The 26,113-nt window shown below is 57.6% G+C and carries 24 protein-coding genes; 12 read left to right on the top strand and 12 right to left on the bottom strand.

Annotated features, from left to right (window positions below; translation table 11 throughout):
• Positions 1–21: 21 nt before the first annotated feature.
• The 4 genes from lldD to IBT47_RS08835 form a co-directional block, all read right to left on the bottom strand.
• Positions 22–1,167 (bottom strand): FMN-dependent L-lactate dehydrogenase LldD, encoded by a 1,146-nt coding sequence (gene lldD, locus IBT47_RS08850; RefSeq protein ID WP_105592442.1) that lies wholly within the window; start codon positions 1,165–1,167, stop codon positions 22–24.
• Between the two features lie 20 nt (positions 1,168–1,187).
• A complete protein-coding gene (lldR, locus tag IBT47_RS08845) occupies positions 1,188–1,952 on the bottom strand; it encodes a transcriptional regulator LldR (protein ID WP_200560148.1) in 765 nt (254 codons plus the stop codon).
• A complete protein-coding gene (gene lldP / locus IBT47_RS08840; protein ID WP_200560147.1) occupies positions 1,949–3,601 on the bottom strand; it encodes an L-lactate permease in 1,653 nt (550 codons plus the stop codon). Before lldP ends, lldR begins: the two co-directional genes overlap by 4 nt.
• Before the next feature lie 347 nt (positions 3,602–3,948).
• Positions 3,949–6,084 (bottom strand): TonB-dependent siderophore receptor, encoded by a 2,136-nt coding sequence (locus IBT47_RS08835; RefSeq protein ID WP_234471800.1) that lies wholly within the window; start codon positions 6,082–6,084, stop codon positions 3,949–3,951.
• Positions 6,085–6,488: 404 nt separating this feature from the next.
• On the opposite strand from IBT47_RS08835, the gene IBT47_RS08830 reads away from it, so the two are divergent.
• From IBT47_RS08830 to IBT47_RS08815, 4 genes are all read left to right on the top strand, one after another.
• Complete coding sequence (locus IBT47_RS08830; RefSeq protein ID WP_200560145.1) at positions 6,489–7,433, top strand: siderophore ABC transporter substrate-binding protein; 945 nt, start codon at positions 6,489–6,491, stop codon at positions 7,431–7,433.
• Positions 7,434–8,393 (top strand): ABC transporter permease, encoded by a 960-nt coding sequence (locus IBT47_RS08825; protein WP_200560144.1) that lies wholly within the window; start codon positions 7,434–7,436, stop codon positions 8,391–8,393.
• 70 nt (positions 8,394–8,463) lie between these two features.
• Positions 8,464–9,360, top strand: coding sequence for an iron chelate uptake ABC transporter family permease subunit (locus IBT47_RS08820; RefSeq protein WP_200560270.1), 897 nt, complete (start codon positions 8,464–8,466; stop codon positions 9,358–9,360).
• Complete coding sequence (locus IBT47_RS08815) at positions 9,357–10,115, top strand: ABC transporter ATP-binding protein (protein WP_105592436.1); 759 nt, start codon at positions 9,357–9,359, stop codon at positions 10,113–10,115. The genes IBT47_RS08820 and IBT47_RS08815 overlap by 4 nt, the downstream gene beginning before the upstream one ends.
• A gap of 170 nt (positions 10,116–10,285) precedes the next feature.
• On the opposite strand, the gene mdtI is transcribed toward IBT47_RS08815, so the two are convergent.
• The 4 genes from mdtI to IBT47_RS08795 form a co-directional block, all read right to left on the bottom strand.
• Entirely contained in the window at positions 10,286–10,615 is a 330-nt protein-coding gene (mdtI, locus tag IBT47_RS08810; protein ID WP_200560143.1) for a multidrug/spermidine efflux SMR transporter subunit MdtI, read from the bottom strand.
• Positions 10,602–10,964, bottom strand: a complete 363-nt coding sequence (mdtJ, locus tag IBT47_RS08805) for a multidrug/spermidine efflux SMR transporter subunit MdtJ (RefSeq protein WP_370569873.1) — start codon at positions 10,962–10,964, stop codon at positions 10,602–10,604. Before mdtJ ends, mdtI begins: the two co-directional genes overlap by 14 nt.
• A 427-nt stretch (positions 10,965–11,391) precedes the next feature.
• A complete protein-coding gene (locus IBT47_RS08800) occupies positions 11,392–12,141 on the bottom strand; it encodes a hypothetical protein (protein WP_200560141.1) in 750 nt (249 codons plus the stop codon).
• Positions 12,142–12,214: 73 nt separating this feature from the next.
• A complete protein-coding gene (locus IBT47_RS08795; RefSeq protein WP_200560140.1) occupies positions 12,215–13,543 on the bottom strand; it encodes a CapA family protein in 1,329 nt (442 codons plus the stop codon).
• Positions 13,544–13,771: 228 nt separating this feature from the next.
• Between IBT47_RS08795 and IBT47_RS08790 the strand changes: the two genes are divergently transcribed.
• From IBT47_RS08790 to btsR, 5 genes are all read left to right on the top strand, one after another.
• Positions 13,772–14,569, top strand: coding sequence for a transporter substrate-binding domain-containing protein (locus IBT47_RS08790; protein ID WP_105592429.1), 798 nt, complete (start codon positions 13,772–13,774; stop codon positions 14,567–14,569).
• 4 nt (positions 14,570–14,573) lie between these two features.
• Positions 14,574–15,242, top strand: a complete 669-nt coding sequence (locus IBT47_RS08785) for an amino acid ABC transporter permease (RefSeq protein ID WP_123331230.1) — start codon at positions 14,574–14,576, stop codon at positions 15,240–15,242.
• Between the two features lie 12 nt (positions 15,243–15,254).
• Complete coding sequence (locus IBT47_RS08780; protein ID WP_200560139.1) at positions 15,255–16,010, top strand: amino acid ABC transporter ATP-binding protein; 756 nt, start codon at positions 15,255–15,257, stop codon at positions 16,008–16,010.
• Between the two features lie 155 nt (positions 16,011–16,165).
• Positions 16,166–17,854, top strand: coding sequence for a sensor histidine kinase (locus tag IBT47_RS08775; RefSeq protein WP_200560138.1), 1,689 nt, complete (start codon positions 16,166–16,168; stop codon positions 17,852–17,854).
• Entirely contained in the window at positions 17,848–18,567 is a 720-nt protein-coding gene (gene btsR, locus IBT47_RS08770; protein ID WP_105592425.1) for a two-component system response regulator BtsR, read from the top strand. The genes IBT47_RS08775 and btsR overlap by 7 nt, the downstream gene beginning before the upstream one ends.
• 35 nt (positions 18,568–18,602) lie before the next feature.
• On the opposite strand, the gene IBT47_RS08765 is transcribed toward btsR, so the two are convergent.
• The gene (locus IBT47_RS08765; RefSeq protein ID WP_200546288.1) at positions 18,603–19,430 is read right to left on the bottom strand and encodes a protein bax; all 828 of its coding nucleotides are present in this window, start codon (positions 19,428–19,430) and stop codon (positions 18,603–18,605) included.
• Between the two features lie 142 nt (positions 19,431–19,572).
• Between IBT47_RS08765 and IBT47_RS08760 the strand changes: the two genes are divergently transcribed.
• Positions 19,573–19,812 (top strand): hypothetical protein, encoded by a 240-nt coding sequence (locus tag IBT47_RS08760; RefSeq protein ID WP_200560137.1) that lies wholly within the window; start codon positions 19,573–19,575, stop codon positions 19,810–19,812.
• Positions 19,745–21,775, top strand: coding sequence for an alpha-amylase (locus IBT47_RS08755; RefSeq protein WP_200560136.1), 2,031 nt, complete (start codon positions 19,745–19,747; stop codon positions 21,773–21,775). The genes IBT47_RS08760 and IBT47_RS08755 overlap by 68 nt, the downstream gene beginning before the upstream one ends.
• Before the next feature lie 127 nt (positions 21,776–21,902).
• Here IBT47_RS08755 and yjiA read toward each other — a convergent pair whose 3' ends face one another.
• The 3 genes from yjiA to IBT47_RS08740 form a co-directional block, all read right to left on the bottom strand.
• Entirely contained in the window at positions 21,903–22,880 is a 978-nt protein-coding gene (yjiA, locus tag IBT47_RS08750) for a GTPase (protein ID WP_200560135.1), read from the bottom strand.
• A gap of 11 nt (positions 22,881–22,891) precedes the next feature.
• Complete coding sequence (locus IBT47_RS08745) at positions 22,892–23,095, bottom strand: YbdD/YjiX family protein (RefSeq protein WP_105592421.1); 204 nt, start codon at positions 23,093–23,095, stop codon at positions 22,892–22,894.
• Between the two features lie 75 nt (positions 23,096–23,170).
• The gene (locus tag IBT47_RS08740; RefSeq protein ID WP_200560134.1) at positions 23,171–25,324 is read right to left on the bottom strand and encodes a carbon starvation CstA family protein; all 2,154 of its coding nucleotides are present in this window, start codon (positions 25,322–25,324) and stop codon (positions 23,171–23,173) included.
• Positions 25,325–25,687: 363 nt separating this feature from the next.
• Here IBT47_RS08740 and IBT47_RS08735 point away from each other — a divergent pair, with 363 nt between their 5' ends.
• Complete coding sequence (locus IBT47_RS08735) at positions 25,688–26,113, top strand: GNAT family N-acetyltransferase (protein WP_200560133.1); 426 nt, start codon at positions 25,688–25,690, stop codon at positions 26,111–26,113.

The following is a 26,113-nucleotide window of genomic DNA, read 5'->3' as shown; positions in this document are numbered from 1 at the left end:
TCAGCCCGGCCCCGTCCTGATTTACGCCAGGCCGTTATTCACCAGCGAGCTGCGGGTGATGTCGGCGATAGTTTTCGCTCCGGTCAGCGTCATCGCTACGCGCATCTCTTTCTCGATCAGCGTCAGCAGGTTTTCGACGCCTGCCTGCCCGGCGGTGGCCAGTGCGTAAACAAAGGCGCGGCCCAGCAGCACGCTGTCGGCACCGAGCGCAATCATCCTCACCACGTCAAGACCGTTGCGGATGCCGCTGTCGGCCAGAATGGTGATGTCGCCCTTCACCGCATCGGCGATCTGCGGTAGCGCCCGCGCGGTAGACAGCACGCCATCCAGCTGGCGTCCGCCGTGGTTGGATACCACGATGCCGTCTGCACCGAAGCGCACGGCATCGCGGGCATCGTCAGCATCGAGAATGCCTTTAATCACCATCGGGCCATCCCAGAACTCGCGGATCCACTCCAGGTCTTTCCAACTGATGGACGGATCGAAGTTGTTTGCCAGCCAGCCGATGTAATCCTCCAGCCCGGTCGGTTTGCCGAGGTAGGTGGAGATATTGCCGAGATCGTGCGGACGACCGTTAAGGCCAACGTCCCACGCCCACTGCGGGTGCAGCACGGCCTGCATATAGCGGCGCATCGCCGCGTTCGGGCCGCTCATGCCGGAGTGGGCATCGCGGTAGCGCGCGCCGGGCGTTGGCATATCGACGGTAAACACCAGCGTGGTACAGCCTGCGGCTTTGGCGCGCTCCAGCGCATTGCGCATAAAGCCGCGATCCTTCAGCACGTAGAGCTGGAACCACATCGGACGGTTGATCGCCGGGGCGACTTCTTCAATCGGACAGACGGAAACGGTGGAGAGCGTAAAGGGAATACCTTTTGCCGCCGCCGCGCGCGCCGCCTGAACTTCACCCCGGCGGGCATACATTCCGGTCAGTCCCACCGGTGCCAGCGCCACCGGCATCGCCAGGCTTTCGTTAAACAGTTTGGTTTGCAGGCTCAGTTCGGACATATCGTTGAGCACGCGCTGCTTCAGGGCGATTTGCGCCAGGTCTTCAACGTTGCGCCGCAGCGTATGCTCGGCGTAGGCACCGCCGTCGATATAGTGAAAAAGGAAGGGTGGCAGCATACGTTTGGCCGCCGCGCGATAGTCAGTTCCTGCCGAAATAATCATCAGATCTATCCTTTGTTACATCATTCTCTGTCATCCGGCAGTCGGGTAATTCGCTGCTGCCGGGCTTCATCTTCATGCAGGTTTTTCATCGTAGTGAGGACAAACCCAAGGTGGTGCTGAGCCGCTTTACGCGCCCGTTCCGGGTCGCTGGCGAGGATCGCCAGCAGCAGCTCTTCGTGTTGTTCGGTCAGGCGGGCAAAGATGGTCGGGACGGTGTACATCCGTTCACGGCTGCGCGCTACCGAGCTTTGCAGCAGGTCAAAGAAGCCGCGCATGGTTTGCAGCAGCACTACGTTGTGTGAGGCTTCCGCAATCGCCAGATGGAAGCGCACGTCGGCCTGGTTGGCCATATCGGCTGAAATGCTTTCCTGCTGCTGGATGGCGTCAAAGCAGCTTTGCAGCCGCTCTTTGTCGGCGGGCGTTGCCCGCAGCGCGGCATACCAGGCGGTACTGGCCTCGATGGCGTGGCGCGCTTCCAGAATATCGTTGTGATAGTTCGGATCATCGGCAACCAGCACCTTCAGCGGCTGCACGATGCGTTCCTCCGACCAGCGGGTATTTTCATCACAGAGCCAGGTGCCACCGCCGCGTTTGCTGTACAGCACGCCTTCACCAATCAGCGAGCGAATAGCCTCGCGCAGTGAAGAGCGTGAGACGCCCAGTTCCTGCGCCAGCTGGCGCTCGGCGGGCAGACGTGCCCCCGGCTCCAGCTGTCGCTGATGGATCAGGGTTTTAATACGCCCGGCGAGGAGCAGGGTGCCGGAAGGCGATGGCGCAAGGGTCATGGGATCATCCAGGTGAGCACGTAGGCTTGTAAGGTAGTAATGACCCCTACCATACAGGTGAAAATCAGACTGTGCTTCACCGTAAAGCGGAACAGGTCAGATTCTCTGCCCACCAGGCCCACGGCGGCGCAGGCGATGGCGATCGACTGCGGCGAGATCATCTTGCCGGTCACGCCGCCGGTGGTGTTGGCGGCAACCAGCAGCAGGTCCGACACGCCAATCTGCTGTGCGGTGGTGGCCTGTAGCGCGGCGAACAGGGCGTTAGATGAGGTATCCGAACCGGTCAGGAATACGCCCAGCCAGCCGAGGAACGGCGAGAAGAAGGTAAACGCGTGGCCGGTATGAGCCAGTGCCAGCGCCAGCGTGGCGGAAAGGCCGGAGTAGTTGGCGATGAAGGCGAAGGCCAGCACCATCCCGATAGAGTAAATCGGCAGCGTCAGCTCTTTCAGCGTGCTGGTAAAGGTGCTCAGCGCGTCGGCCGGTTTCATCTTCAGATAAACGATAGAGATCAGCGCGGCAACGATAATCGCCGTGCCGGTCGCGGATAGCCAGTCAAACTTATACACCGCGGCATACGGCGTGATGGCCGCAACCACCGGCGGCATCTTCGCCACCAGCTTGTCGAGGAACGGCACCGGGATGTTCACGACCAGGTTATACAGCTCGCCGCCCGGAGCGAACAGCGCCTTAAACGGCGGGATGCTCCACAGGGTAACGGTGGCGGTCAGGAACAGGAACGGCATCCAGGCGCGGATAATCTGCCCAGGACGATACTTTTCCACCACCAGCGGCTGCACGGTGGCGTTCTCCGTGGGAGCAAAGCGGAAGATACGCACCGGCTTCCACACGCGCAGGAACAGCGTCAGGCACACCAGTGAAACCAGCGACGAGATAATGTCCGGCAGTTCCGGGCCGAGGAAGTTAGAGCTGAGGTACTGTGCCAGGGCAAACGAACCACCCGCCACAATCACCGCTGGCCAGGTTTCTTTAATCCCGCGCCAGCCGTCCATGATCGCCATGATCCAGAACAGCACGATAATGGTCAGGAACGGCAGCTGACGGCCGACCATCTGGCCAATTTCAAAGCTGTCCAGTCCGGTAACCTGCCCGGCAACGATAATCGGAATGCCCATTGCGCCAAAGGCCACCGGCGCGGTGTTGACGATCAGGCACAGACCGGCGGCGTAGAGTGGGTTAAAGCCCAGTCCGACCAGCAGCGCGGCGGTGATCGCCACGGGCGCGCCGAATCCGGCGGCACCTTCCAGGAAGGCACCAAACGAGAAGCCAACGATCAGCATTTGCAGGCGCTGGTCCGGGGTGATCGACAGGATCGAGGCGCGGATAATATTAAACTGCCCGGTTTTCACCGAGATTTTGTAGACGAACACCGCGGCGACGATGATCCAGGCGATCGGCCAGAGCCCGTAGAAGAAACCGTAAACCACCGACGCCAGTGCGCGATCGATAGGCATCCGGTAGAGGAATAGCGCTACCAGCAGCGCCAGCGCAACGGTGATCGTCGCGGCAACGTACCCTTTCAGCTTGAGCTTAATCAGGGCGAAGAAGAAGAAGATGATCGGAATAGCGGCGATCAGGCTGGACAGCCAGATATTGCCGAGCGGATCGTAAACTTGTTGCCAGGGTTGCATGGCGGCGTCTCCAAAAACATTCTTTTTATAACCAGATTGGTCGGACCAAAATGGCGATTTCGTGTGTGCTGCCGCTGATGGTTAATATTTTGTTAGTATAAAACAACAGATGTGATGTTTATTTTGCCTTTCTGTGCGTGGCATTCACATTTTATATAAATTGGTCCGGCCAAATTCTGGGGTTCTGGCAGGGAAAATGCGGGTATTCAGAAGTGACGAATTGATTTAAATCCGTACGAAATGACGATGAAAAAGTTCGAGCAGGGAAATGGGGATCGGGTTGGAGTTATCCGTAATAGTAACGGGCAGCCAGGCCGCCCGTTGTATGCAGAGACTTAAAACAGGACTTAGAACGACATAGTGACACCGGCGTAGTACGCGCGGCCCGGTTCGTTATAGGTCGATGCGCCATCATTGGCGCGGTACAGCTGTTTATCCAGCAGGTTGCTGACGCCGCCGTTCAGGCGCAGATCTTTGGTCAGCTCGTAGTTGAGGCTGATGCCAACCACCGAGTACGCGCCGATTTCAGTGCTGGACATCGCATCCACTTCCAGTCGCGTTTCACTGTATTCACGCGGCTTTTGACGGCCGTACATCGTCCAGTTGACGGCGGTGGAAAGCTTATCGGTCACCTGATAATCCAGCATGGTGTTAATGGTGTACTTCGGAATGATCGACAGCGGGTTGCCGGTTTCCTTGCTCTTCGACTCCATCATATAGGTAGCGTTGGTGCGCCAGTCGAGCACGTCACGCAGCAGTGGTACGGTCAGGTTGGCTTCCAGCCCTTCCACCAGCGCCTTGCCACCGTTTTCCCACTGCAGCACGTTATAACCGCTGGTGGTCGTGGCAATAATGTCGGTACCGGCGACGATTTTGTTTTTGTAATCGTTGCGGAACCAGGTGATGCCGGCGGAGTAGCCCTCGGCAGCGAACTCCAGCCCCAGCTCTTTGTTCACGCTGACTTCGGCATCCAGGTCGGTGTTACCCAACAGGTAGCAGCTGCCGCTGGAGATGGTTTTCGGGCAGCCGTTGCCGCGCGTGCCTAACAGGTAGCCTTCGCTGGACTGATAGAGGTTCGGCGCTTTAAACACTCTGGCGATACCGGCCTTCACCTTGAAGAACTCGCCGAGATCCTGCGACAGGTTCAGGCTCGGGCTCCAGTTGTTCCCGAACTGATTGTGGTGGTCGAAGCGCAGGCCCGGGATCAGGAAGGTGCCGACCCACGGTTCGATGTTGTCTTCGAAGTAGACGGCCGCGGTGGTGGCGCTGTTTTTCGGGTTACGGTCCGCCGGATTGCCCGACTGGCCGCCCACGGTCACGCCGCTGGCATCGGTGGCGCTGATCGAGGCCGGATCGTTCAGCTCTTCTCGGTTCCACTCCGCGCCGAGGGTAACGGTTTGCGATAGCCATTGTTCAATCGGGATATTTACTTCGCCGCTGGTACGGTAGTTTTCCAGACGGCTGGTGCTGAACTCGTCGCTGTTAATCATCCCCTCCACACGCCCGGTGGAGCCTTCATTCAGGCGCGTGTTGTTGGTTTTTTCATACGACGCGGTGAATTTCGACGTTCCCCACTCCCAGAAGCCGTTGTGGGTCAGGCCGTAGGACTGGCGATAAAGGCGGTTGGTTTCAGAGCCGTACAGCGAGTCGACCAGACCATTCGGGCTGAGGTTGCCGTTGCTGTACTGGGTGTCTCCAGCGTAGATATTGCCCTGGCGGCTGTAGCTGTAATCGAAATCGACGATCTGCGACGGTGTCAGTTTCCAGGAGAACAGGGCATTAATGTCTTTATTACGCACCCCTTCACGACCGGCGGCATAAGAGCCGTTCTGCGCGTTGTTGATATCGGCGGCATCGGCGTCGGTTTTGTTGATGTTGCCGTACAGGCGCATGGTCAGCGCATCACCGGCCAGCGGGCCGCTGAGGTTAAAGTTGGCGCGTTTGGTGTCGCCCTCTTTACTGTCTTCCGGCTGGTTGGTGAACAGGGAAAGCGAGCCGTGCCAGTCTTTGGTTGGGCGCTTGGTATAGATATTGATCACCCCGCCCGCCGCGCCGGAACCGTAGCGCGCCGCCGCCGGGCCGCGCAGGACCTCGATGCGGTCAACCAGCTCGGCAGGTACCCAGTTGGTGTCGCCGCGCGTGTCGCGCTCGCCTTTCCAGCTGTAGCGCACCGAACTACGGGAATTCACCGGTACACCGTCGATCAGGATCAGCGTGTTTTCCGGGCCCATGCCGCGAATGTCGATCTGTCGGTTGTTGCCGCGGCTGCCGTTGGCGCTGTTGCCGGTCAGGTTGACGCCTGGCATTTTGCGGATGATGTCGGAGAGGTCGTTGACCGGTGGGCTTTTGGCAATATCTTCGGCGGTGATGATGGAGACGCCGGGCTGCTGTTTCAGTTCCTGTTCAGCGGTTTTCTGGACCGTCATCACGGTGTCGCTGTCGTTACTTTCTGCGTCTTCCGCTGCACTGGCTGTGGTCGCCATTAAACCGGTAAGAAGCAGAGCCAGAGGGTGAATCCGAAAACGTCCATATCTGTTCATCAAATAATCTCAAATTGTGGAGGATTGTAAGATGATGTGTATGATAACGAGAATTGTTATCACTAAAAGACCCGTAAGGACGAATTCACAATATCTCCACAATTGGCGACTTTTGTCAGTTTTTATCTGCAAAATTCCAGTAAATGCGTATTTTCAGTCCGTTAAGTGTCATTTTTGCCTTTACATTCCGTGAAATTGTGTAGATTTTGTGTGGAACCAGGGATTTAGCACGATGTGTTGATCTCAAACACTACACATTTCAGGATTTTGTCGTTATTATCCCGCAACAAAATTTAATACGAATAGTTCTCATTTATGTCAGTTTTCTGATTCTCAGGAGAGAGAAAATGCGTTTCCCTCAGGCCTTAACTTCATCTCTGTTTGCGCTATCACTTGCCTGCTCACCTGCGGCGTTTGCTGCCACTGAAGGCGCAACGGTCAGCATCGTTCATGCCCAGGGCACTACGGCCGTTCCGAAGAATCCACAGCGCGTGGTGGTCCTCAGCCCGGCCGCGCTGGATATTACCGATGCGCTTGGCGTGAAGGTGATTGGCGTACCGAAAACCAGCGCCCACTATCCGGCGCACCTGGCAAAATATAACGGCCAGGACTATTTCGATGCCGGTACGCTGTTTGAGCCAAACTTTGAAGCCCTGAGCAACGCCAAACCCGACCTGATTATTGCCGGTGCCCGCGCGCGTGATGCCTACGGCAAACTGAGTGAAATTGCGCCGACTATCTCTCCGGATCTTGACCCGCACAAATTCCTCGCCAGCATGACCGAGCGCACCGAGCAGCTCGGTGAAATCTTCGGCAAGCAGGAGAAAGCGAAAGAAGTGCTGGCGGCATTCAACGCCCAGATCGCCGACGTTCGTAAAGAGTCTGCCAATGCCGGCAGCGCGATGATGCTGATGGTTAACGGCGGCAAGCTCAGCGCCTACTCACCGGGTTCCCGCTTTGGCTTCATCTATGATGTGCTGGGCTTTAAACCGGCTACCACCTTTAAGGAAACCGGCAACCACGGCAACTCGGTATCGCCAGAGTTCGTGATGGAAGCTAACCCGGACTGGCTGTTCGTGCTGGATCGCGACAGCGCGATTGGCCGTAAAGAAGGCAGCTCTGCGCAGCAGGTGCTGGATAACCCGCTGGTGCGCAAAACCAACGCCTGGAAAAAACAGCAGGTGGTGTATCTGGACTCCGGTTCGCTGTATATCGCCGGTGGTCTGCAAAGCTACAGCCTGTTGATGACCCAGGTGAAGCAGGTACTGGATAAGTCGAAAACCCAGCCGTAAATGAAATCCTTCGCCTTTACCGCAGGCCTGGCATTATTGCTGGGCCTTACTGTTTTTAGCCTGTTTGTGGGCGTCAGCCGCGTTACCCTGATCAGTCTGTGGACCGATCCTGAAATGCGCGAGATCCTGCTTATCAGTCGTTTCCCCCGTACTGCCGCGCTGCTGCTGGCGGGTAGCGCCATGAGCGTTGCCGGTCTGATTATGCAGATGCTGACGCAGAACCGCTTTGTTGAACCCTCCGTCGTCGGTACTACCCAGTCGGCCAGCCTTGGCCTGCTGCTGGTGATGATCGTCAGCCCCGCCGCGCCGATTATGCTGAAAATGGGCGTAGCCTCGCTGTTTGCGCTGTTCGGCACTGCGCTGTTTATGCTGCTGATTAACCGCATCCGGATGAAATCGTCGCTGATGGTGCCGCTGGCGGGCATTATGCTCGGTGCGGTGTTCAGCGCGGTCACCACCTTCCTGGCGATGAAGTTCGATCTGCTGCAGGCGCTGGGTGCCTGGGAGTCCGGTGATTTTTCCAGCGTGATGCAGGGCCGCTACGAGCTGTTGTGGGGCGTGGGGATTATCACCCTGCTGGCCGCACTGATTGCCGACCGCTTTACCGTTGCCGGTATGGGCCGCGACTTCTCGGTGAATATTGGCCTGCGCTACCAGCAGACCATGCTGATCGGCATGGCGATGATCGCGCTGATTAGCGGCGTGGTGATCGTGGTGGTGGGGGTGCTACCGTTCCTCGGCTTAATCGTGCCGAATATCGTCAGCCTGGCGCTGGGCGATAACCTGCGGCGCACCGTGCCGTGGGTGGCGCTGCTGGGGGCGATGCTGGTGCTGGCCTGCGATATTATCGGCCGCCTGATTATCCATCCGTTTGAAATTCCCGTCAGTGCGCTGCTCGGCGTGCTGGGCGCGGTGATTTTCCTCGTGCTGATTGTGAGGTCAAAACGCCGTGTATACTGAGAACTCAACCGCCAGCCGGTTCACGCCGGGCCGCCGCCTGCTGCTGCTGAGCGCGCTGGTGCTGGTGCTGATGGCGATCTTTATGACCATCCAGCTCCACGGCAATATCGCTTACATCCTCAAACACCGGGGACAGATTCTGGCGACGATGGTGCTGGTGGCGTTTGCTTCCGGCATCGGTACGCTGCTGTTCCAGACGGTGACGCAGAACCGCATTCTGACCCCGTCGGTGATGGGGCTGGAGTCGCTGTTTGTCCTGCTGCAAACCGTGCTGATCTTCGCGCTGGATATCGGCGGGCTGAGCATGCTGGGCAGCGTGGGCCGCTTCCTGGCGGAAGGCGCGCTGCTGGTAACCTTTGCCACGCTGCTCTATCGCTGGCTGCTGAGCGGTTCCGGGATGGATCTGCACCGCGTACTGCTGATTGGTCTGGTGTGCGGCACGCTGTTCCGCAGCGCCTCCGGTCTGATGCAGCGGCTGATGTCGCCCGGCGAGTTTGCCGTGCTGCAAAGCCGGATATTCGCCACCTTTACCCGCGCTGACGGCGGCGTGCTGATGGTTTGCGCGCTGATTGTGGCGCTGGTGTCGCTGCTGGTCTGGCGGATGCGCCACCGGCTGGACGTGATCGCGCTGGGGGCCAATTCCGCCACCGCGCTGGGCGTGCCGTATCGCCGTAACGTGACCGGCATTCTGCTGCTGGTGGCGCTGCTGGTGGCTACCTCGACCGCACTGGTCGGGCCGATGATGTTCCTCGGCCTGCTGATCGTCAACCTGACCTATCCGCTGATCGGTTCCTGGCGGCATTGCTATCTGCTGCCCGGCAGCGTGCTGATCGGCATGGTCACGCTGGTGGGCGGCCAGCTGGTGCTGGAGCGCCTGCTCGATATGGCCGGAACCCTGTCGGTGGTGATTGAATTTACCGGCGGTGCGCTGTTTATCTACCTGTTGCTGAAGAAGGCCAAAAAGTGATTGAAGTAAAGAACGTCAGTAAACACTATGACCAGCAGCCGGTTCTGCAGGATATCTGTGCCACTCTGCCATCTTCGGGTGTGACCTCGATTATCGGCCCCAACGGCGCGGGCAAGTCCACGCTGCTGTCGGTGATCAGCCGCCTGCTGCTGGCGGACAGCGGCAGCGTCAGCGTCGATGCGCTGGACGTCAGCGATGCCAACAGCGAAAAGCTGGCGCAGGTGCTGTCGGTGCTGCGCCAGGAGAACCATTTTACCAGCCGCCTGACGGTGTACGATCTGGTCAGCTTTGGCCGCTACCCCTACAGCAAAGGGCGGCTGAACGCCGACGATCGCCGCCACGTTGAGCAGGCGCTGGGCTTTCTGGATCTTATCCCGCTGCAAAACCGCTATCTGGATGAGCTTTCCGGCGGGCAGCGCCAGCGTGCCTTCGTGGCGATGGTGTTATGCCAGGACACGAAATACGTGCTGCTGGATGAGCCGCTGAACAATCTGGATATGAAGCACAGCGTGGCGATGATGCGCCAGCTGCGTCGCGCGGCGGATGAGCTGGGTAAATCGATTGTGCTGGTGATCCACGACATCAACTTCGCCTCGGCGTGGTCGGACTATATTCTGGCGATGAAGGGCGGCAGACTGGTGTTTCGCGGTACGCCGCAGGAGGTGATGGTGCCGCAGGTGATTGAGGATATCTTCGATCTGCCGGTCACCATCGAAGAGCTGAACGGCCAGCGCATCGCGGTGTACTACCGCTGATTGTTCTGGCGTTCAGGCTGGCATGAACGCTGGTGCTGCACGCTGTCTCTTCGCTGCTCGGCCTCGCGGATCTGCGGCGTTTAATCGCCGCAGGATGCAACGGCGTTTATTCGCCTCCTGCGGCGGGTGCCGTGCTGCTTTGCAGGGCGCGGCACCGTTCTGGATAGTCATCACGCCAGCTTGATCAGCACCATCCCCACCAGCAACAGCAGCAGACCGGCCCAGCCTTTGCGGTTCAGGCGCTGGCCGAACAGCACCCAGCCCGCGGCGACGGTAGCAACAATACCAAAGCCGCCCCACAGCGCGTAGGCTACCGACAGATCGATGCCCTTCACCGCCTGAGAAAGCGCGCTGAACGCCGCCAGCACCGCGCCCAGCGACAGCACGCCGTAAAACTTACGTCGGAAGCCGTCGGACAGTTTCAGGAAAATATTGGCGACGATTTCCAGCACGATGGCACCCGCCAGCCATGCCGCATGCACCCATTCAAACGCCTGCATGCTGCACCTCCACGGTTTTCTTCGCCGCGCGGGTCCCGGACTTAATCAGTGCAATACCGACCACCAGCGTGGTCAGACCGAGCAGCTTAGTCAGCGACAGCGACTCTTCAAACAGCAGTACGCTGAACAGGGTAATAAACAGAATGCCGATCCCTTCCCACATCGCATAGGCCACGCCGAGGGCGATTTTCTTAATCGAAAACGACAGGGTGATGTAGGAGAGGGCGATCATCAGCAGCATTAAAAAATAGCCAAGCGGATTGCCGCTGACGCCGGACCACTTCATCAGCATGGTGCCGGTAATTTCAAAGGCGATGGCCAGCGCCAGTAATAGCCAGTAAATCATGATGCATCTTCCGTAAGATGTGAATAGCGAGCCTGAAAGCGCGGATTAACCGACGCAGGCTGAAATTAAACAGGGCAAATGAACGCACGGCGTGCGTGATGCCAAAACGGAAGATCGGGACTAAAGCGCGTTGCGCCAGTGTTGTTCACCGGAAAGGGCGTGGGGGAAAGCGAGTACGACAGTGGGGGTAGAGCGTTCGTTTCTGAACTGATTGTCCATAATTTTTACAACTTATCCGCGTTGTTGCTTCTCGTCGATGCGGAAAGGAAATTGTCCTCGGGAGTTAAACACCTGATATTTCTACCACGCGGCATGTTTTTTAGCTCGTCATTTGCAATTCTTTACGCTACTCAGTGGTGAAAAGCCAGTTAATCAGACCTTTTATCCGTATTTAACTGGCGTAATTATCTGGCCTGGCCTTGCGAGGAAATTATTGGCAGTAGTCGGCAAATATCACGCCTTTGCCGCTCATGGTGCTCTGCCAGCGGGCGGCGTTGGTGGCAAAGCGAACGTTGTTGACGCCGAACTTCGCCAGGTTAGCCTGCGACCAGGAGAACCATTTTTCCGGGAATTTTTCGTGGTAGTCCGACTGCCGCTGCGGGCACCAGGCGAAATCGCCATTAACGCCGATCTGCTGATAAAATTCCGCTTCCTGCTGCTTTAACTCGGTGAAAACCGTTGAAGTCACCAGCATCTCGTGAGTTTGACCCTGATCGTTTGACTCCAGCGCGATTTCATCGGTCGGGCTGTGCAGGCTGCCGTGCCACAGCAGATAAGCGTTTTGGGTAATGAACTTATTTTTCCCGGCGGGAAAGATATAGTTAGCGCAGGCGGAGGCACAAACGTTTCTGACTTCCACATCCATTTTGCGCTTGTGAATTTCACGGCCCATCTCCATCGCTTCTTTGGCATCGCCGCCGATACTGTTGAACGAGACTTTTTCCACCCGCCGCATGTCCAGCTGGCGAAGCAACGCTTCCGCGGAGCCTTCGATGATTTTGCCGTCGAAGTAGAGTGTACCGTTACGCACCGCAATCGAAGGCGGGGAACGCAGCACGCTGTCATCATCAATATCAATCGGCTGCCACGCGTTAGCGGCGGCAGAGAACAGTGAGGTGGCGGCGAAGATGAAGGCTGCCAGCCGTGTTTTACGCTGTGGGTGGGGGTGTATTACATCCATTTCGGCCCGGTTCCTTTATTTATCAATAGTCAAAGTATACATCCGGTCGGCGACCGGATGTATTTAATGACGCTTAACGGGCGTTAAAGGCGATCATACCGTCCTGTTCCTGGTAGCTGAACTCGGTGCCGTAGCGTTCGCTCATGCGTGTCAGCAGTGCGGCAATCTCATGCCCCTGCTGGTGGCTAACGATCTGCGGCAGGCCGCGATCCAGTACGCGCGGGCTGTCCATACCCAGATCCAGCGGCAGCAGCTGCACGCGAATATTGCTGCCTTCCACGTCAAACACCGCCAGAGCGTTTTGTGAGAAGCGCGCTTCGGCATTAAAACCGGTGAACTCGCCTGCGCTGTTTTTCGCGCGGGCACGATGCAGATCCGACGGGCGCGCATCCACTTTATGGCCGTAGGCCTGGTACATTTCCGGGCCGATAATCGATTCACCGGCTTCGAACTCCATCATCAGGCTGCCGAGGTTATAGAAGATCGGTTTACCGTTGTAGATTTCCACCCCGCGCATAAAGTGCGCCCCGTGGCAGACTACCGCATCGGCACCGGCCTCTACCGCGCGATGGGCGAAGGATTCGACGAACTCCGGTGCGTCCGGGCTGTACCAGCTGTCTTTATCGCCTTCGTGGGTGTGCAGGCTGACCAGCGTAAAGTCGCTGCGATTGGCGGCATCACGCACGCTGTGTTCGTTTTCCTGGCAGTCCTGCTCGTTGTACCAGGTGCGTACACCGGCTTTCTCGCCGCGCTCAATTTGCAGCGAGCTTTCGAACAGCGAGCCAAATTTAAACTCGTCCGGCCCCTTGTCGGCCATCACCTCAACGCGCATGCCTTCGCGCACGCTTTCATCGGTGCCCAGCAGGCGGGTGATGTTTTTCAGCTGCTCGAACTGTTCGTCGGGCAGCACGTAGGCGCGGCCCCAGCGCAGCGGGTTCAGGCCCGGACGCGCCACGGTGCCCGCGCCGCCGTTGGCGGCCAGGAACACTTCTGAACGGGTTGAGCCGAGTGCCACCACGCCCACGCGTCCTGCGGCGGTATCGAGGAAGCGCGGCAGGCGGGAATCATCCAGGTTGCGGCCCACGCCGCAGGGAACCAGTCCGCGCGCTTCCGCCGCGTCGATGGTGCTCAGTACACCTTCCCAGCCGAAGTCACCGGTGTGGTTGTTGGCGAAGGAAACCAGCTTGATGTTCAGATCGACAAACTCATCCAGCGTTGCCGGTTTGACGGCCGTGATGTAGCCACGCCCTGCCGCAGGGGGAATATTCGGCTGCGGGCAGCTGAATTCAGCATTAGCAAACACTGCATCTGCCCCCTGAAGTAAGTTAATAATTCTTTTATCCAGGCGGTTGACCAGGTTACGGCTGGAAAATAGCAGGTCACCACAGGCTACAATACGCATAATTCTCTCTCTGGTTAGAAAATCCGTTATTTTGCGGATTAAGATGGTTCTTATTATTTTATTAACTATACCGGCGGTGCAACTGCTATCCTGTTTCATCTGGGAATTTTATATAACCTTCTGTTATATCTTATTCCTTTTTGTTGGTAGCAAGCATCCCGGCGCCGCGTTATACGTCTTCGCCTCTATAATATTGTTATTTCTAGAAAATTTAAATCAGGGTAAATAATGCAATCTACAAATAAAGGTATTCTCGCACTGGTTCTGGGGTTATCGGTTCTGGTGGCCGGCTGTGATAATAATAAAGAGAAAGCCGCCGATGCAGAAAAAGTCCTTCAGGTCGGTACATTCGGCGTGAGTATTGGTTTCTCCTACCGTCAAAACGGCAAGGATTTAGAAGGATATGATATTGCGGTTGTAAACGCGGTGGCGAAAAAGCTGGGTTATTCCCGTGTGGAATTAACCACTGCTGATATGACCGGCCTGTTCGGTATGCTGGATTCCGGCAAAATCGTCACCATCGCCAACCAGGTTGAAGCCAACGAAAAACGCCGTGAAAAATACCAGTTCTCCCAGACCTACATCTATTCCGGCGCGCAGCTGGTGACCCGCAAAGACGACGACTCTATCCAGACTATCGACGATCTGAAAGGCAAGCGCCTGGGCGTGGATGTAGGCAGCAGCAAAGAGAACTTCCTGCGTAAAAACTACCCGGATGCCGGTATCAACATCCACACCTACGAAGAGCCAAGCGCTATCGTGCAGGATGTGGCGCTGGGCCGTATTGACGCCTACATCATGGACCGCGCGGGTGCACAGCTGCTGATTGATAACTCCCGCCTGCCGCTGAAACTGTCCGGTAACCCGGTCTATCGCTATCAGGAAGCGTTCCCGTTTGTGAAAAATGCCCAGGGCGACGAGCTGCGCACCAAGTTTGATGAAGCGCTGAAAGAACTGGCCGCCGACGGTACGCTGACCAAACTGTCCGAGCAGTATCTGAAACAGGACGTCAGCAAGGAACAGTAAGCCGATGAATTTCGATCTGCGTTTTATGCTGGAGGCGTTTCCTTCGCTGCTCAGCTTTTTACCGATGACGCTGTTCCTGGCGGTCACCTCGATGGTGATCGCTTCGGTGATGGGCGTTGGCCTTGCGCTGCTGATCCGCAACCGCATCATGATCCTGACTCCGCTGGCCGAGCTGTATATCTCGTTTTTCCGCTCGGTGCCGACGCTGGTAACGCTGTTTATTTTTTACTTCGGTATCCCGCAGCTGTTCCCCGGCATCAGCATGATGAACGCGATCTCTGCGACCATTATTGCGCTCAGCTTTAAGAACGCCGCCAACCTCGCCGAGGAGTTCCGCGGCGCGATGAACGCCATCGAGCCGGGCCAGATGGAAGCCTGCCTGTCAGTGGGTTTGACCCGCTGGCAGGGGTTCCGCCGGGTTATTCTGCCGCAGACCATTCGCGTTGCCGTGCCGGGTATGGCCAACTATCTGATTATGCTGATTAAAGAGTCATCGCTGGCCTTTACCGTGGGCGTAACGGAGATCTTCTCGCAGACCAAGATCCTGGCGAGTAACTCCTTCCGCTTCCTGGAAAGCTATATCGCGGTGGCGCTGATCTACTGGGCCGTGACCATTCTGCTGACCATGCTGCAAAAGCGTCTGGAAAAGCGCCTTAACCGGCCTTATCGCTAAGGAACCCAGCCGATGTTGACGATTAGCAAGCTGAATAAATTTTATGACAAAACTCACGTGCTGAAGGACGTTGATCTTTCGGTGGCGCAGGGGGAAGTGGTGGCGATTATCGGGCCTTCCGGCTCGGGGAAATCAACGCTGCTGCGCTGCATCAATCTGTTGGAGAAGCCGGAAAGCGGCACGCTGACCATCGGCGATCTGACGGTGGATGTCGCCAAAATCAGTACCAAACAGGAAAACGCCCTGCGCCAGCAAACCGGCATGGTGTTCCAGCACTACAACCTGTTTAAAAATAAAACCGCACTGCAAAACATCACCGAAGGGCTGATTATCGGCAAAAAAATGCCGAAGGCGGAAGCGGATGCCATCGGGCTGAATCTGCTGGAGAAGGTCGGCCTGCGCGAGAAGGCCGACAGCTATCCTGCGATGCTTTCCGGCGGCCAGCAGCAGCGCGTGGCGATTGCCCGTTCGCTGGCGGTGAAGCCGAAGGTGATCCTGCTGGATGAGCCGACGTCGGCGCTGGACCCGGAACTGGTACAGGAGGTGCTACAGGTGATCCGCTCAATTATCGATCATCAGACCACCATCCTGCTGGTGACCCACGAGATGTCGTTTGCCCGTGATATTGCCGACCGCATTATCTTTATGGCCGACGGCGCGATTGTGGAAGACGGCGAGCCGGAGCAGATCTTTACCCGGCCGCAGCATCAGCGCACCCAGCGCTTCCTGCTCAGCTATCAAAATGACGTCAGCGGGCATCGCCCGTAAGCGACTCTCCTTAACGGGCAGCGCCGCGGTGCTGCCCGATTTCCCTTCTCAACGTAAAAAGTGACCTGCGCGATCGCATTTTTCTGGCCTGTGGCAAAGAAACGTTTCGCTAATAGCGGTATGTTATCCGCCTTAACGGTTGTGGACGGCAGGGCATGTACGAGTTCAATTTAGTTTTACTGCTGTTGCAGCAGATGTGTGTGTTTCTGGTTATTGCCTGGCTGATGAGCAAAACCCGCCTGTTTATCCCGCTGATGCAGGTTTCGGTGCGCCTGCCGCACAAGCTGTTGTGCTATATCACCTTCTCCGTGTTCTGCATTATGGGCACCTACTTTGGTCTGCATATCGAAGACTCCATCGCCAATACCCGGGCGATCGGCGCGGTAATGGGCGGCCTGCTCGGCGGCCCGGTGGTCGGTGGCCTGGTCGGGCTGACCGGCGGTCTGCATCGTTATTCGATGGGGGGAATGACCGCGCTGAGCTGCATGGTTTCCACCATTACCGAAGGGCTGCTCGGTGGCCTGCTGCACAGCATTTTGATCCGGCGCGGCCGCATCGATAAGCTGTTCAACCCGCTGACCGCGGGCGCAATCACCTTTGTGGCCGAAGTGGTGCAGATGCTGATTATCCTGCTGATCGCCCGGCCGTTTCAGGATGCCCTGCACCTGGTGGGCAGCATCGCCGCGCCGATGGTGGTGACCAATACCCTGGGGGCGGCGATGTTTATGCGCATCCTGCTCGATAAGCGGGCGATGTTTGAAAAATATACCTCGGCGTTTTCCGCCACCGCGCTGAAGGTGGCGGCTTCCACCGAAGGGATACTACGGCAGGGCTTTAACGAAGAAAACAGCATGAAGGTGGCGCAGGTGCTGTACAAAGAGCTGGATATCAGCGCCGTGGCGATCACCGATCGGGAGAAGCTGCTGGCGTTTACCGGTATCGGCGACGATCACCATCTGCCCGGTAAACCGATCTCTTCCAGCTATACCTGGCGCGCCATCGAAGGCGGTGAAGTGGTTTATGCCGACGGCAACGAAGTGCCTTACCGCTGTTCGCTGCACCCTAACTGCAAGCTGGCCTCGACGCTGGTGATCCCACTGCGCGGAGAGAACCAGCGGGTGATTGGCACCATCAAACTCTACGAAGCGCGTAACCGCCTGTTCAGCTCGATCAACCGCACGCTGGGGGAGGGGATTGCGCAGCTGCTGTCGGCGCAGATCCTGGCGGGGAAATACGAGCGGCAGGAGGCGCTGCTGGCGCAGTCGGAGATCAAGCTGCTGCATGCCCAGGTTAACCCGCACTTCCTGTTTAACGCGCTAAATACCCTGAAAGCGGTGATCCGCCACGACGGTGAGCGCGCCGGGCAGCTGGTGCAGTATCTGTCGACCTTTTTCCGTAAAAACCTCAAGCGGCCTTCCGAGATTGTCACGCTGGACAATGAGATTGAGCACATCAATGCCTATCTGCAAATTGAGCTGGCGCGCTTCCAGTCGCAGCTAAGGGTAGAGATGCAGGTGCCGGAGGCGCTGGCGCATCAGCATTTACCGGCCTTCACGCTACAGCCGATTGTGGAAAATGCCATTAAGCACGGCACCTCGCAGCTGCTGGGCAGTGGGGCGATTACTATCCGCGCCCGCAGTGAAGGGCAACATGTGATTGTCGAAGTAGAGGATAATGCCGGGCTGTATCAGCCGAAAAGCAGCGGCAATGGATTAGGCATGAGCCTGGTGGATAAGCGTCTGCGCGCGCGATTTGGTGACGGCTACGGGCTGACGGTCAGCTGCGAACCGGACAGCTTTACCCGCGTGACGCTGCGTCTGCCGATGGAGGAAACCGCATGTTAAGAGTGCTGATTGTTGATGATGAGCCGCTGGCGCGTGAAAACCTGCGCTTCCTGCTACAGGACGAGAGCGATATCGAGATTGTCGGCGAATGCAGCAATGCGATTGAGGCGATTGGTGCAGTGAATAATCTGCGGCCGGACGTACTGTTTCTTGACATCCAGATGCCGCGCATCAGCGGGCTGGAGATGGCCGGGATGCTCGATCGGCGGCATCGTCCCTATATTGTGTTTCTGACCGCCTTTGATGAGTACGCGATCCAGGCGTTTGAGGAGCATGCCTTTGACTATCTGCTAAAGCCCATCGAGCAGCAGCGGCTGGGCAAGACGCTGGCGCGGCTGCGCCAGGAGCGGCAGGTACAGGATATTTCTCTGCTGCCGGAGAACCAGCAGCCGCTGAAGTATATTCCCTGTAGTGGGCACAGCCGCATCTGGCTGCTGCAAATGGATGAGGTGGCGTTCGTCAGCAGCCGCATGAGCGGCGTTTACGTCACCAGCCAGGATGGCAAAGAGGGCTTTACCGAGCTGACGCTGCGCACGCTGGAGAGCCGCACGCCGCTGCTGCGCTGCCATCGGCAGTATCTGGTGAATATGACCCAGCTGAAGGAAATCCGCCTGGAGGACAATGGTCAGGCGGAGCTGCTGCTGCGCGACGGCCATACCGTACCGGTAAGCCGCCGCTATCTGAAAAGTCTGAAGGAAGCGCTGGGGCTGTAGGCCAGCTGGCCCGACAGCCCGTTAAAGGCGGGAAGTTACATATGTGCAGCAATCAGCTGCTGGTTATCCTGATACATGGCGAACAGGTAGTTGTTATAGCTCTGACCGCGGGTGGAATAGCCCTTCAGCTTGTGGATCATCGCCGTTGCCGTCACTTCCTGATCCGCTTTGCGCAGCTGAGCGCGGGATTTACGGAACGACGCATAGGCCGCGTGGGTATTCAGGTTAGCCACGTAAGCCGCAACTGACTCCTGCACGGAATCATAGCGGGAGTAGCCTTTCACCTTGCCTGGCCCATTTTTACAGCCCCCTTTCGCGCATTTCATGCCGAAAAGATTGTTGTTGCTGCGCGTCAGCTTCGAGGTGCCCCAGCCGCTCTCTGCCGCCGCCATGGTGGCGACCATGCTGTCGGGGATAATATCCACGCGGTCCAGCAGCGCGTCCCACGGGATACGGCGCGTATTACCGGACCAGCTCACTTTGTAGCGTGTGGCAATATCCTTCATGCGCGCGCGTTCAGCAGGCGACCACTGACTGGTGTACTGCTTACTGAGCAGCCAGTTACGCTCGGCGGTAATCGCCGCGTTCTGGCTGGTGATATAAGGCATAACCGTCCGGAGAAACGCTTTTTTCCTTGGGGTTCCGGAAGGGTATTTTCGCAAATCAGGAAGTGAACTACTCTTAACACTATTGCGAGAATACTCTTGTTTACTGCTTGCCTGTTTCTTAACGCTGGTCTTAACTACGTGGGCTTTGTGACTCGTTGTTTCTGCGTGCGTCTTTGCCAGCACGCCCCCTGAAAACATCAGGGTGAAAAACATGAGTATCGCCGCCCCAGGTCGTCGCTTGGGTATCGATATCATTAGCTCTCCTGGTCGAATGTAAGCATTCCAATCCTTTCGTTATGCGCTTTTTTGTCGGATGAATCGGAAATTGTACCAAAAATAACCTCGCAGGGCACGTACAGAAATAGTCCAATTCCGAAATCATGTCACGATAAATCGTATGAAAATCGATCAAATATTGATGCAAATAGTGTTTTTCGCCCTGAAGAATGTCGCGAAAACGGTCTGTTATCTCATCCCCGCCTCTCCTCCCTGCGGATTTTTAAAGGGGATGATTCACCCGTTTGACTTCAGCGGCACACTGGGGAAAATCGCCATGACGGGGCTCTTTAATGAAACATTCAGCGTTACTTCTGCTCTTACTGCCCGGTATTGCCTGCGCCAGCTGGACAGCGTCTGACTTCCCTCCCTTGACCGACGACGGCACCGGTGTCTGGCGCAGCCAGGCCGCGCTGAAAAAAGGCGCGCATCCGATAACTCTGAAGCAGGGCGAGCAGTGCTGGCAGCCATCGGGCGACATCAGGCTTAATCAGATGCTGTCGCTGAAGCCCTGTAGCGGCAGTGCGCCGCAGTGGCGACGGTTCCGCGACGGCGATTATCAGGTGCAGCTGGATACCCGTTCCGGTACGCCCACGCTGCTGCTGAGCGTGAAGGGTGCGGGCGATGCGCCTGCCCTCGTGGCTCGCCAGTGCCCGGTGAGCAGTGGGAAACCGCTGACTATCCCCGTCGGGCAAACCTTTGCCGAAGGCAGCGTGGTGCGGGACTTTTACAGCCAGCAAACTGCCATCGTCCGCGACGGAAAAATTACCCTGCAGCCGGCGGCGGAAAGTAACGGACTCCTGCTGCTGGAAGCGGAGAAAACCCATCAGGCAGCAGCGTTTCAGTGGCACAACGCCACGGTCTATTTCGTGCTGACCGACCGTTTTGCCAATGGCGATCCGTCAAACGATAACAGCTACGGACGGCATAAAGACGGCATGCAGGAGATCGGCACCTTTCACGGCGGCGATCTGAAAGGCCTGGCCGGCAAACTCGATTATTTGCAGCAGCTGGGCGTGAACGCGCTGTGGATCAGCTCGCCGCTGGAGCAGATCCACGGCTGGGTGGGCGGCGGCACGAAAGGCGATTTCCCGCACTATGCTTACCACGGTTATTACACCCAGGACTGGACGCGGCTGGATGCCAACATGGGCGATGAAAACGACCTGCGTACGCTGGTGGATGAGGCACACCGGCGCGGCATCCGTGTGCTGTTTGACGTGGTGATGAATCACGCGGGCTACGCGACGCTGGCGGATATGCAAACTTATCAGTTCGGCGCGCTCTATCTGAACGAGCCCGAGCGCGGCAAGATCCTCGGTGAAAGCTGGACCGACTGGCAGCCCGCCGCCGGGCAGAACTGGCACAGCTTTAACGACTACATCAACTTCAGCGACAAAACCGCCTGGCAAAACTGGTGGGGAAAAAAGTGGATACGTACCGATATTGGCGATTACGACAACCCCGGTTTTGACGATCTGACCATGTCGCTGGCCTTTTTACCGGATCTGAAAACCGAATCCACCGAACCTTCCGGGCTGCCGCTGTTTTATCGCCATAAGCCCGATACCGCCGCGCGGGAAATCGCCGGAGCCACGCCGCGCGATTACCTGACTCACTGGCTGAGCCAGTGGGTGCGCGACTACGGCATCGACGGTTTCCGCGTGGATACCGCCAAACACGTTGAGCTGGAAGCCTGGCAGCAGCTAAAAACGCAGGCCAGCGAGGCGCTGGCGGCGTGGAAACAGGCTAACCCGCAGAAAAAAATCGATGATGCGCCGTTCTGGATGACCGGTGAATCCTGGGGGCACGGCGTGATGCAAAGCGCCTACTACCAGCACGGCTTCGATGCGATGATCAATTTTGATTACCAGGATCAGGCCGCCAGCGCGGCGAATTGTCTGGCGAATATGGACGGTGTCTGGCAGCAGATGGCGGAAAAACTCCAGGATTTCAACGTCCTTAGCTATCTCTCTTCACACGATACCCGCCTGTTCCGCGAAGGTGGATCAACGTCGGCAGAGCTGCTGTTACTGGCACCCGGCGCCGTGCAGATCTTTTACGGTGATGAGTCCGCACGTCCGTTTGGCCCGACCGGATCGGACCCGCTACAGGGCACACGATCGGACATGAACTGGCAGGATCTCAACGGCAGCGCGGCGGCCAGCCTGCGGCACTGGCAGCGGATCGGGCAGTTTCGCGCCCGCCATCCGGCGCTGGGTGCCGGGAAGCAGACCGCGCTGACGCTGCCGCAGGGCTACGGCTTTGTGCGCGAAAAGGGCGATGACCGGGTGATGGTGGTGTGGGCTGGCCGGGAAAAGTGAGGCGCTTGCCCGGCGATGATGCAGCGATCGCGAGCGGGTAACGGCAAGGATGTGGTGGGATGCACTGCCGTTGCGCGACGGCTAAACCATGCCGGTTCGCCGTCGCTAACAGAACAGGATGAAATGGCTACTGTGCGGCAGGCGGGTTCGTTTTCAGTCCGTTAAAGGCGCTGCGGATCTCCGCTTCCGGCAGGTTCACACCAATAAACACCAGCGTGCTGTGCGGCTGTTCGTCCGCTTCCCACGGGCGATCCCAGTCGGCGCTGTAGAGCCGCTGCACGCCCTGGAACAGCAGGCGGCACGGCTGGTCGGCGATCCACAGCATCCCCTTATAGCGCAGCAGGCTTTCGGCAAAGCTGCCCAGCAGGTTTTCCATTACCGCCGACACATCACCCAGCACCACCGGGTAGTCAAACTCCACCACGATCGACGAGATGGCGTTCTGCGCCTCGTGAATGCGCTGGAAGCGAGGTTTCGCCACCACCACCTGCTCCTCCAGCATAAAGCCGCGGGTATCAAACAGCAGGGCAAGGTCGATCTGGCCGTGGATCACCGGATAGATCGGCGCGCGGGCGTTGATGCGCTGGAGGCGTTCGGTCAGCGCGCTGTTATCGCCGGAGACGTCGGTTTTACTCAGCAGAATGCGATCCGCGTAGCCGATCTGTGACTGCGCCAGGCTGAACTGGTTTAACTGCTGGTCTGCATGCACCGCATCCACCAGGGTAATCACTCCGTCCAGCAGATAGCGCTCGCAGATAATTTCGTGGGAGAAGAAGGTTTGCAGGATCGGGCCAGGGTCCGCCATGCCGGTGCATTCAATCACCAGCCGGTCAAAGCTCAGGCTGCCGTTGTCCAGACCATCGAGCAGATCCAGCAGCGCATCTTCCAGCTCGTTAGAGCGAGTGCAGCAGATACAGCCGTTGGTCAGGGTGGTAATCTGACTGGCGCGATCGCCAATCAGCTGGGTATCTACCGAGACTTCGCCGAACTCATTTTCAATGACGGCGATTTTGTAGTCCTGCTGTTCGTGCAGGATATGGCGCAGCAGGGTGGTTTTACCTGCGCCGAGGAAACCGGTTAAAACGGTAACTGCAATCGGGGTCATAATCGTTCCTGTTAACAGCAGCGCATTCCGCCTTTGCCGTCGCCGCCGTAGCGGGCCTGCTGGCGTTCGCGGAAAAATTCCTTATAGGTCATCACCGGTTTGTCCGGATGATTGGTCTGCATATGCAGGACGTAGGTATCGTAATCGGGGATGCCTACCAGCATTCTTGCCGCCTGACCGAGGTATTTTTTTGCCGCGCCTAAGTTATCAAACATACGCCGCTCCTTTGGTGATCCCCCGCCGTCAGGCAGGAGACAGCCCCGCATCGCGGGGCTGAGATTCAGAGATTATCAGTGGCCGGAAGAGACTTTCACCCCTTCTTTCGGCACCGGGACATAAGGCGTTTCTTTGTCGGTGCGCTGGTCTGTCTGGCGCGCCTTCATCCACGCTTTAATGCCGTAGAAGATAATACTGTACACCACAATCAGGAACAGGATACTCAGTCCGGCGTTAGTGTAGTTGTTGATCACAATATGATGCATATTGTTGATCTGCTGCTGGGTCAGCTCGGCACCGCCTGCCTGGATACGCTCTTTATACTGCCCGGCCATATAGAAGAAGCCTTCCATCTGTGGGTTGTTGCTGAACAGTTTCAGGCCCAGCGCCCAGGTGGTGCAGATCAGCAGCCAGACGGCTGGCAGCACGGTGACCCAGATGTATTTGGTGCGCTTCATTTTCACCAGCACCACGGTTGCCAGAATCAGCGCCACGGCGGCCAGCATCTGGTTAGAGATACCGAACAGCGGCCACAGGCTCTTCACGCCGCCCAGCGGATCAACCACGCCCTGATACAGCAGGTAGCCCCACAGGCCCACGCAGCCTGCTGTGCCTACAACTCCTGCCACCAGCGAGTCGGTTTTCTTCAGGAACGGCACGAAGTTACCCAGCAGGTCCTGCAGCATAAAGCGGCCTGAACGCGTACCGGCATCCAGCGCGGTCAGAATAAACAGCGCCTCAAACAGAATACCGAAGTGATACCAGAAGCCCATATCGGCCACTGGCACAATCTTGTGGAAGACGTGGGCGATACCCACCGCCAGCGTTGGCGCACCACCGGCACGGTTCAGTACCGAAGGCTCACCGATATCTTTTGCCGTTTGCAGAATCTGGTCCGGGGTAATCACGAAGCCCCAGGAGCTGACGGTTGCCGCCGCATGCGCGGTCGCTTCTCTCAGCTGCGCCATGATCATCGGCGCGTTTTCACCGCCCAGCTCGTGCAGGTTAGGCATGGTGATGCCCAGACCGGCCGGTGGGGTGTTCATCGCAAAATAGAGGCCCGGTTCGATAATCGACGCCGCTACCAGCGCCATCACCGCCACGAAGGACTCCATCAGCATGGCACCGTAGCCGATAAAGCGTGCGTCGGTTTCACAGGCCAGCAGCTTCGGCGTGGTGCCGGAGGCGATCAGCGCATGGAAGCCGGACACCGCGCCGCAGGCGATGGTAATAAACAGGAACGGGAACAGCGCACCTTTCCACAGCGGACCCGTACCATCGATATACTGGGTGATGGCCGGCATTTTCAGCTCAGGATTGAGGATCACGATGCCGATAGCCAGGCCGACGATCACCCCGATTTTCAGGAAGGTAGCCAGATAGTCGCGCGGTGCCAGAATCAGCCATACCGGCAGCAGGGCGGAAACGAACGCGTAACCGATCAGCGTGAAGGTAATGGTGGTGTCTTTAAAGGTCAGCGCCGGGCCCCAGTACGGGTCGTGCGCAATTACGCCGCCGTAGTAAATAGAGGCGACCAGCAGCACGATACCGATCACCGACACTTCACCCACGCGGCCGGGCCGCAGGTAGCGCATGTAGATGCCCATAAACAGCGCGATCGGCACCGTCGAGCAGACGGTAAATACGCCCCACGGACTTTCCGCCAGCGCCTTCACGACGATCAGCGCCAGCACGGCGAGAATAATAATCATAATCAGGAAGCAGCCGAACAGCGCGATGGTTCCGGGAACCGGGCCCATCTCTTCTTTGATCATCTCGCCGAGCGAAGCGCCGTTACGGCGGGAAGAGATAAACAGCACCATAAAGTCCTGCACCGCACCGGCCAGCACTACACCCGCCAGCAGCCACAGCACGCCGGGCAGATAGCCCATCTGCGCGGCGAGCACCGGACCAACCAGCGGACCGGCACCGGCAATTGCCGCAAAGTGGTGACCAAACAGCACGTTGCGGTTGGTCGGTACGTAGTTCAGGCCGTCGTTATTGATCACCGCCGGTGTCGATCGCGTTGGATCGAGCTTCATCACCTTCTGGGCGATATACAGGCTGTAGTAGCGGTAAGCGACAAGATAGACCGACACGGAAGCGACGACGATCCACAGTGCACTGATATGCTCGCCGCGCCGCAGGGCAACGACGGCCAGACAACATGCCCCGATGATTCCAAGAATCATCCAGGGGATGTGTTTGAATAATGAGTTTTTATTCATAGGAAACCTGGTTTTTATAATTGATGAAAACGATCTCAGCATCCCGGCTGAGCCTCTGAGTTTTTATCGAAGGGCACAAAATCATGCTGGGTATATGGTGGCAATTTTTCCCCCTGAGCGGTGGAAAGAGTGGTTAAGCGGTCATATGCAGCAGTGAGCGGTTGCTTGAGGGGCTGAGCGGTTTCGCTCTGAAGCTAACCCACTGAATTATGTGATGCAGATCTCGCTGGCAGCGAAAGCGGTGCAGCTTCATGCGTGTGTCACCGGCAAGTGCTAATCTGAGCGACGTTGCTAAGCAGAAATAACTGGCATAAGGTGATGTTTCACAAAGATATGTGTAATCGAACAGGGGATGACCGGGCTATGGAAAACGACGCAGATATTGTTTATCGGGTGAATTATCCGATCACTTCGCAGCAGTTTATCGATCTGCTGAGTGAAACCTCGTTAGGCGCAAGAAGGCCGCTGGCGGATGACGATCGCATTGCGAAGATGCTGAAGCATGCCAACCTGACGGTAACCGCGTGGCAGGGTGAGGCGCTGGTTGGCGTTGCCCGTTCGGTGACGGATTTCACCTTCTGCTGCTACCTGTCCGACCTCGCCGTGTCCGAAAAGGTCCAGAAGGGCGGCATCGGCAAGGCGCTGATTGCGGAAACCTGCCGCCAGCTTGATGCCGCCTGTCGCCTGATACTGATAGCGGCACCGCTGGCAGAAGGCTACTACCCGAAAATCGGCATGGAGCACCACCACAGCGCCTGGACCATTAAGGCCGGTGAGTTTCCTGCTTAA

Origin of the sequence: Erwinia sp. S43 (genome assembly GCF_016624745.1) — a bacterium.
Taxonomy (GTDB): Bacteria; Pseudomonadota; Gammaproteobacteria; order Enterobacterales; family Enterobacteriaceae; genus Erwinia; species Erwinia coffeiphila.
The sequence above is the reverse complement of the archived record's forward strand: the minus strand, read 5'-3'. Positions and strand labels throughout refer to the sequence as shown.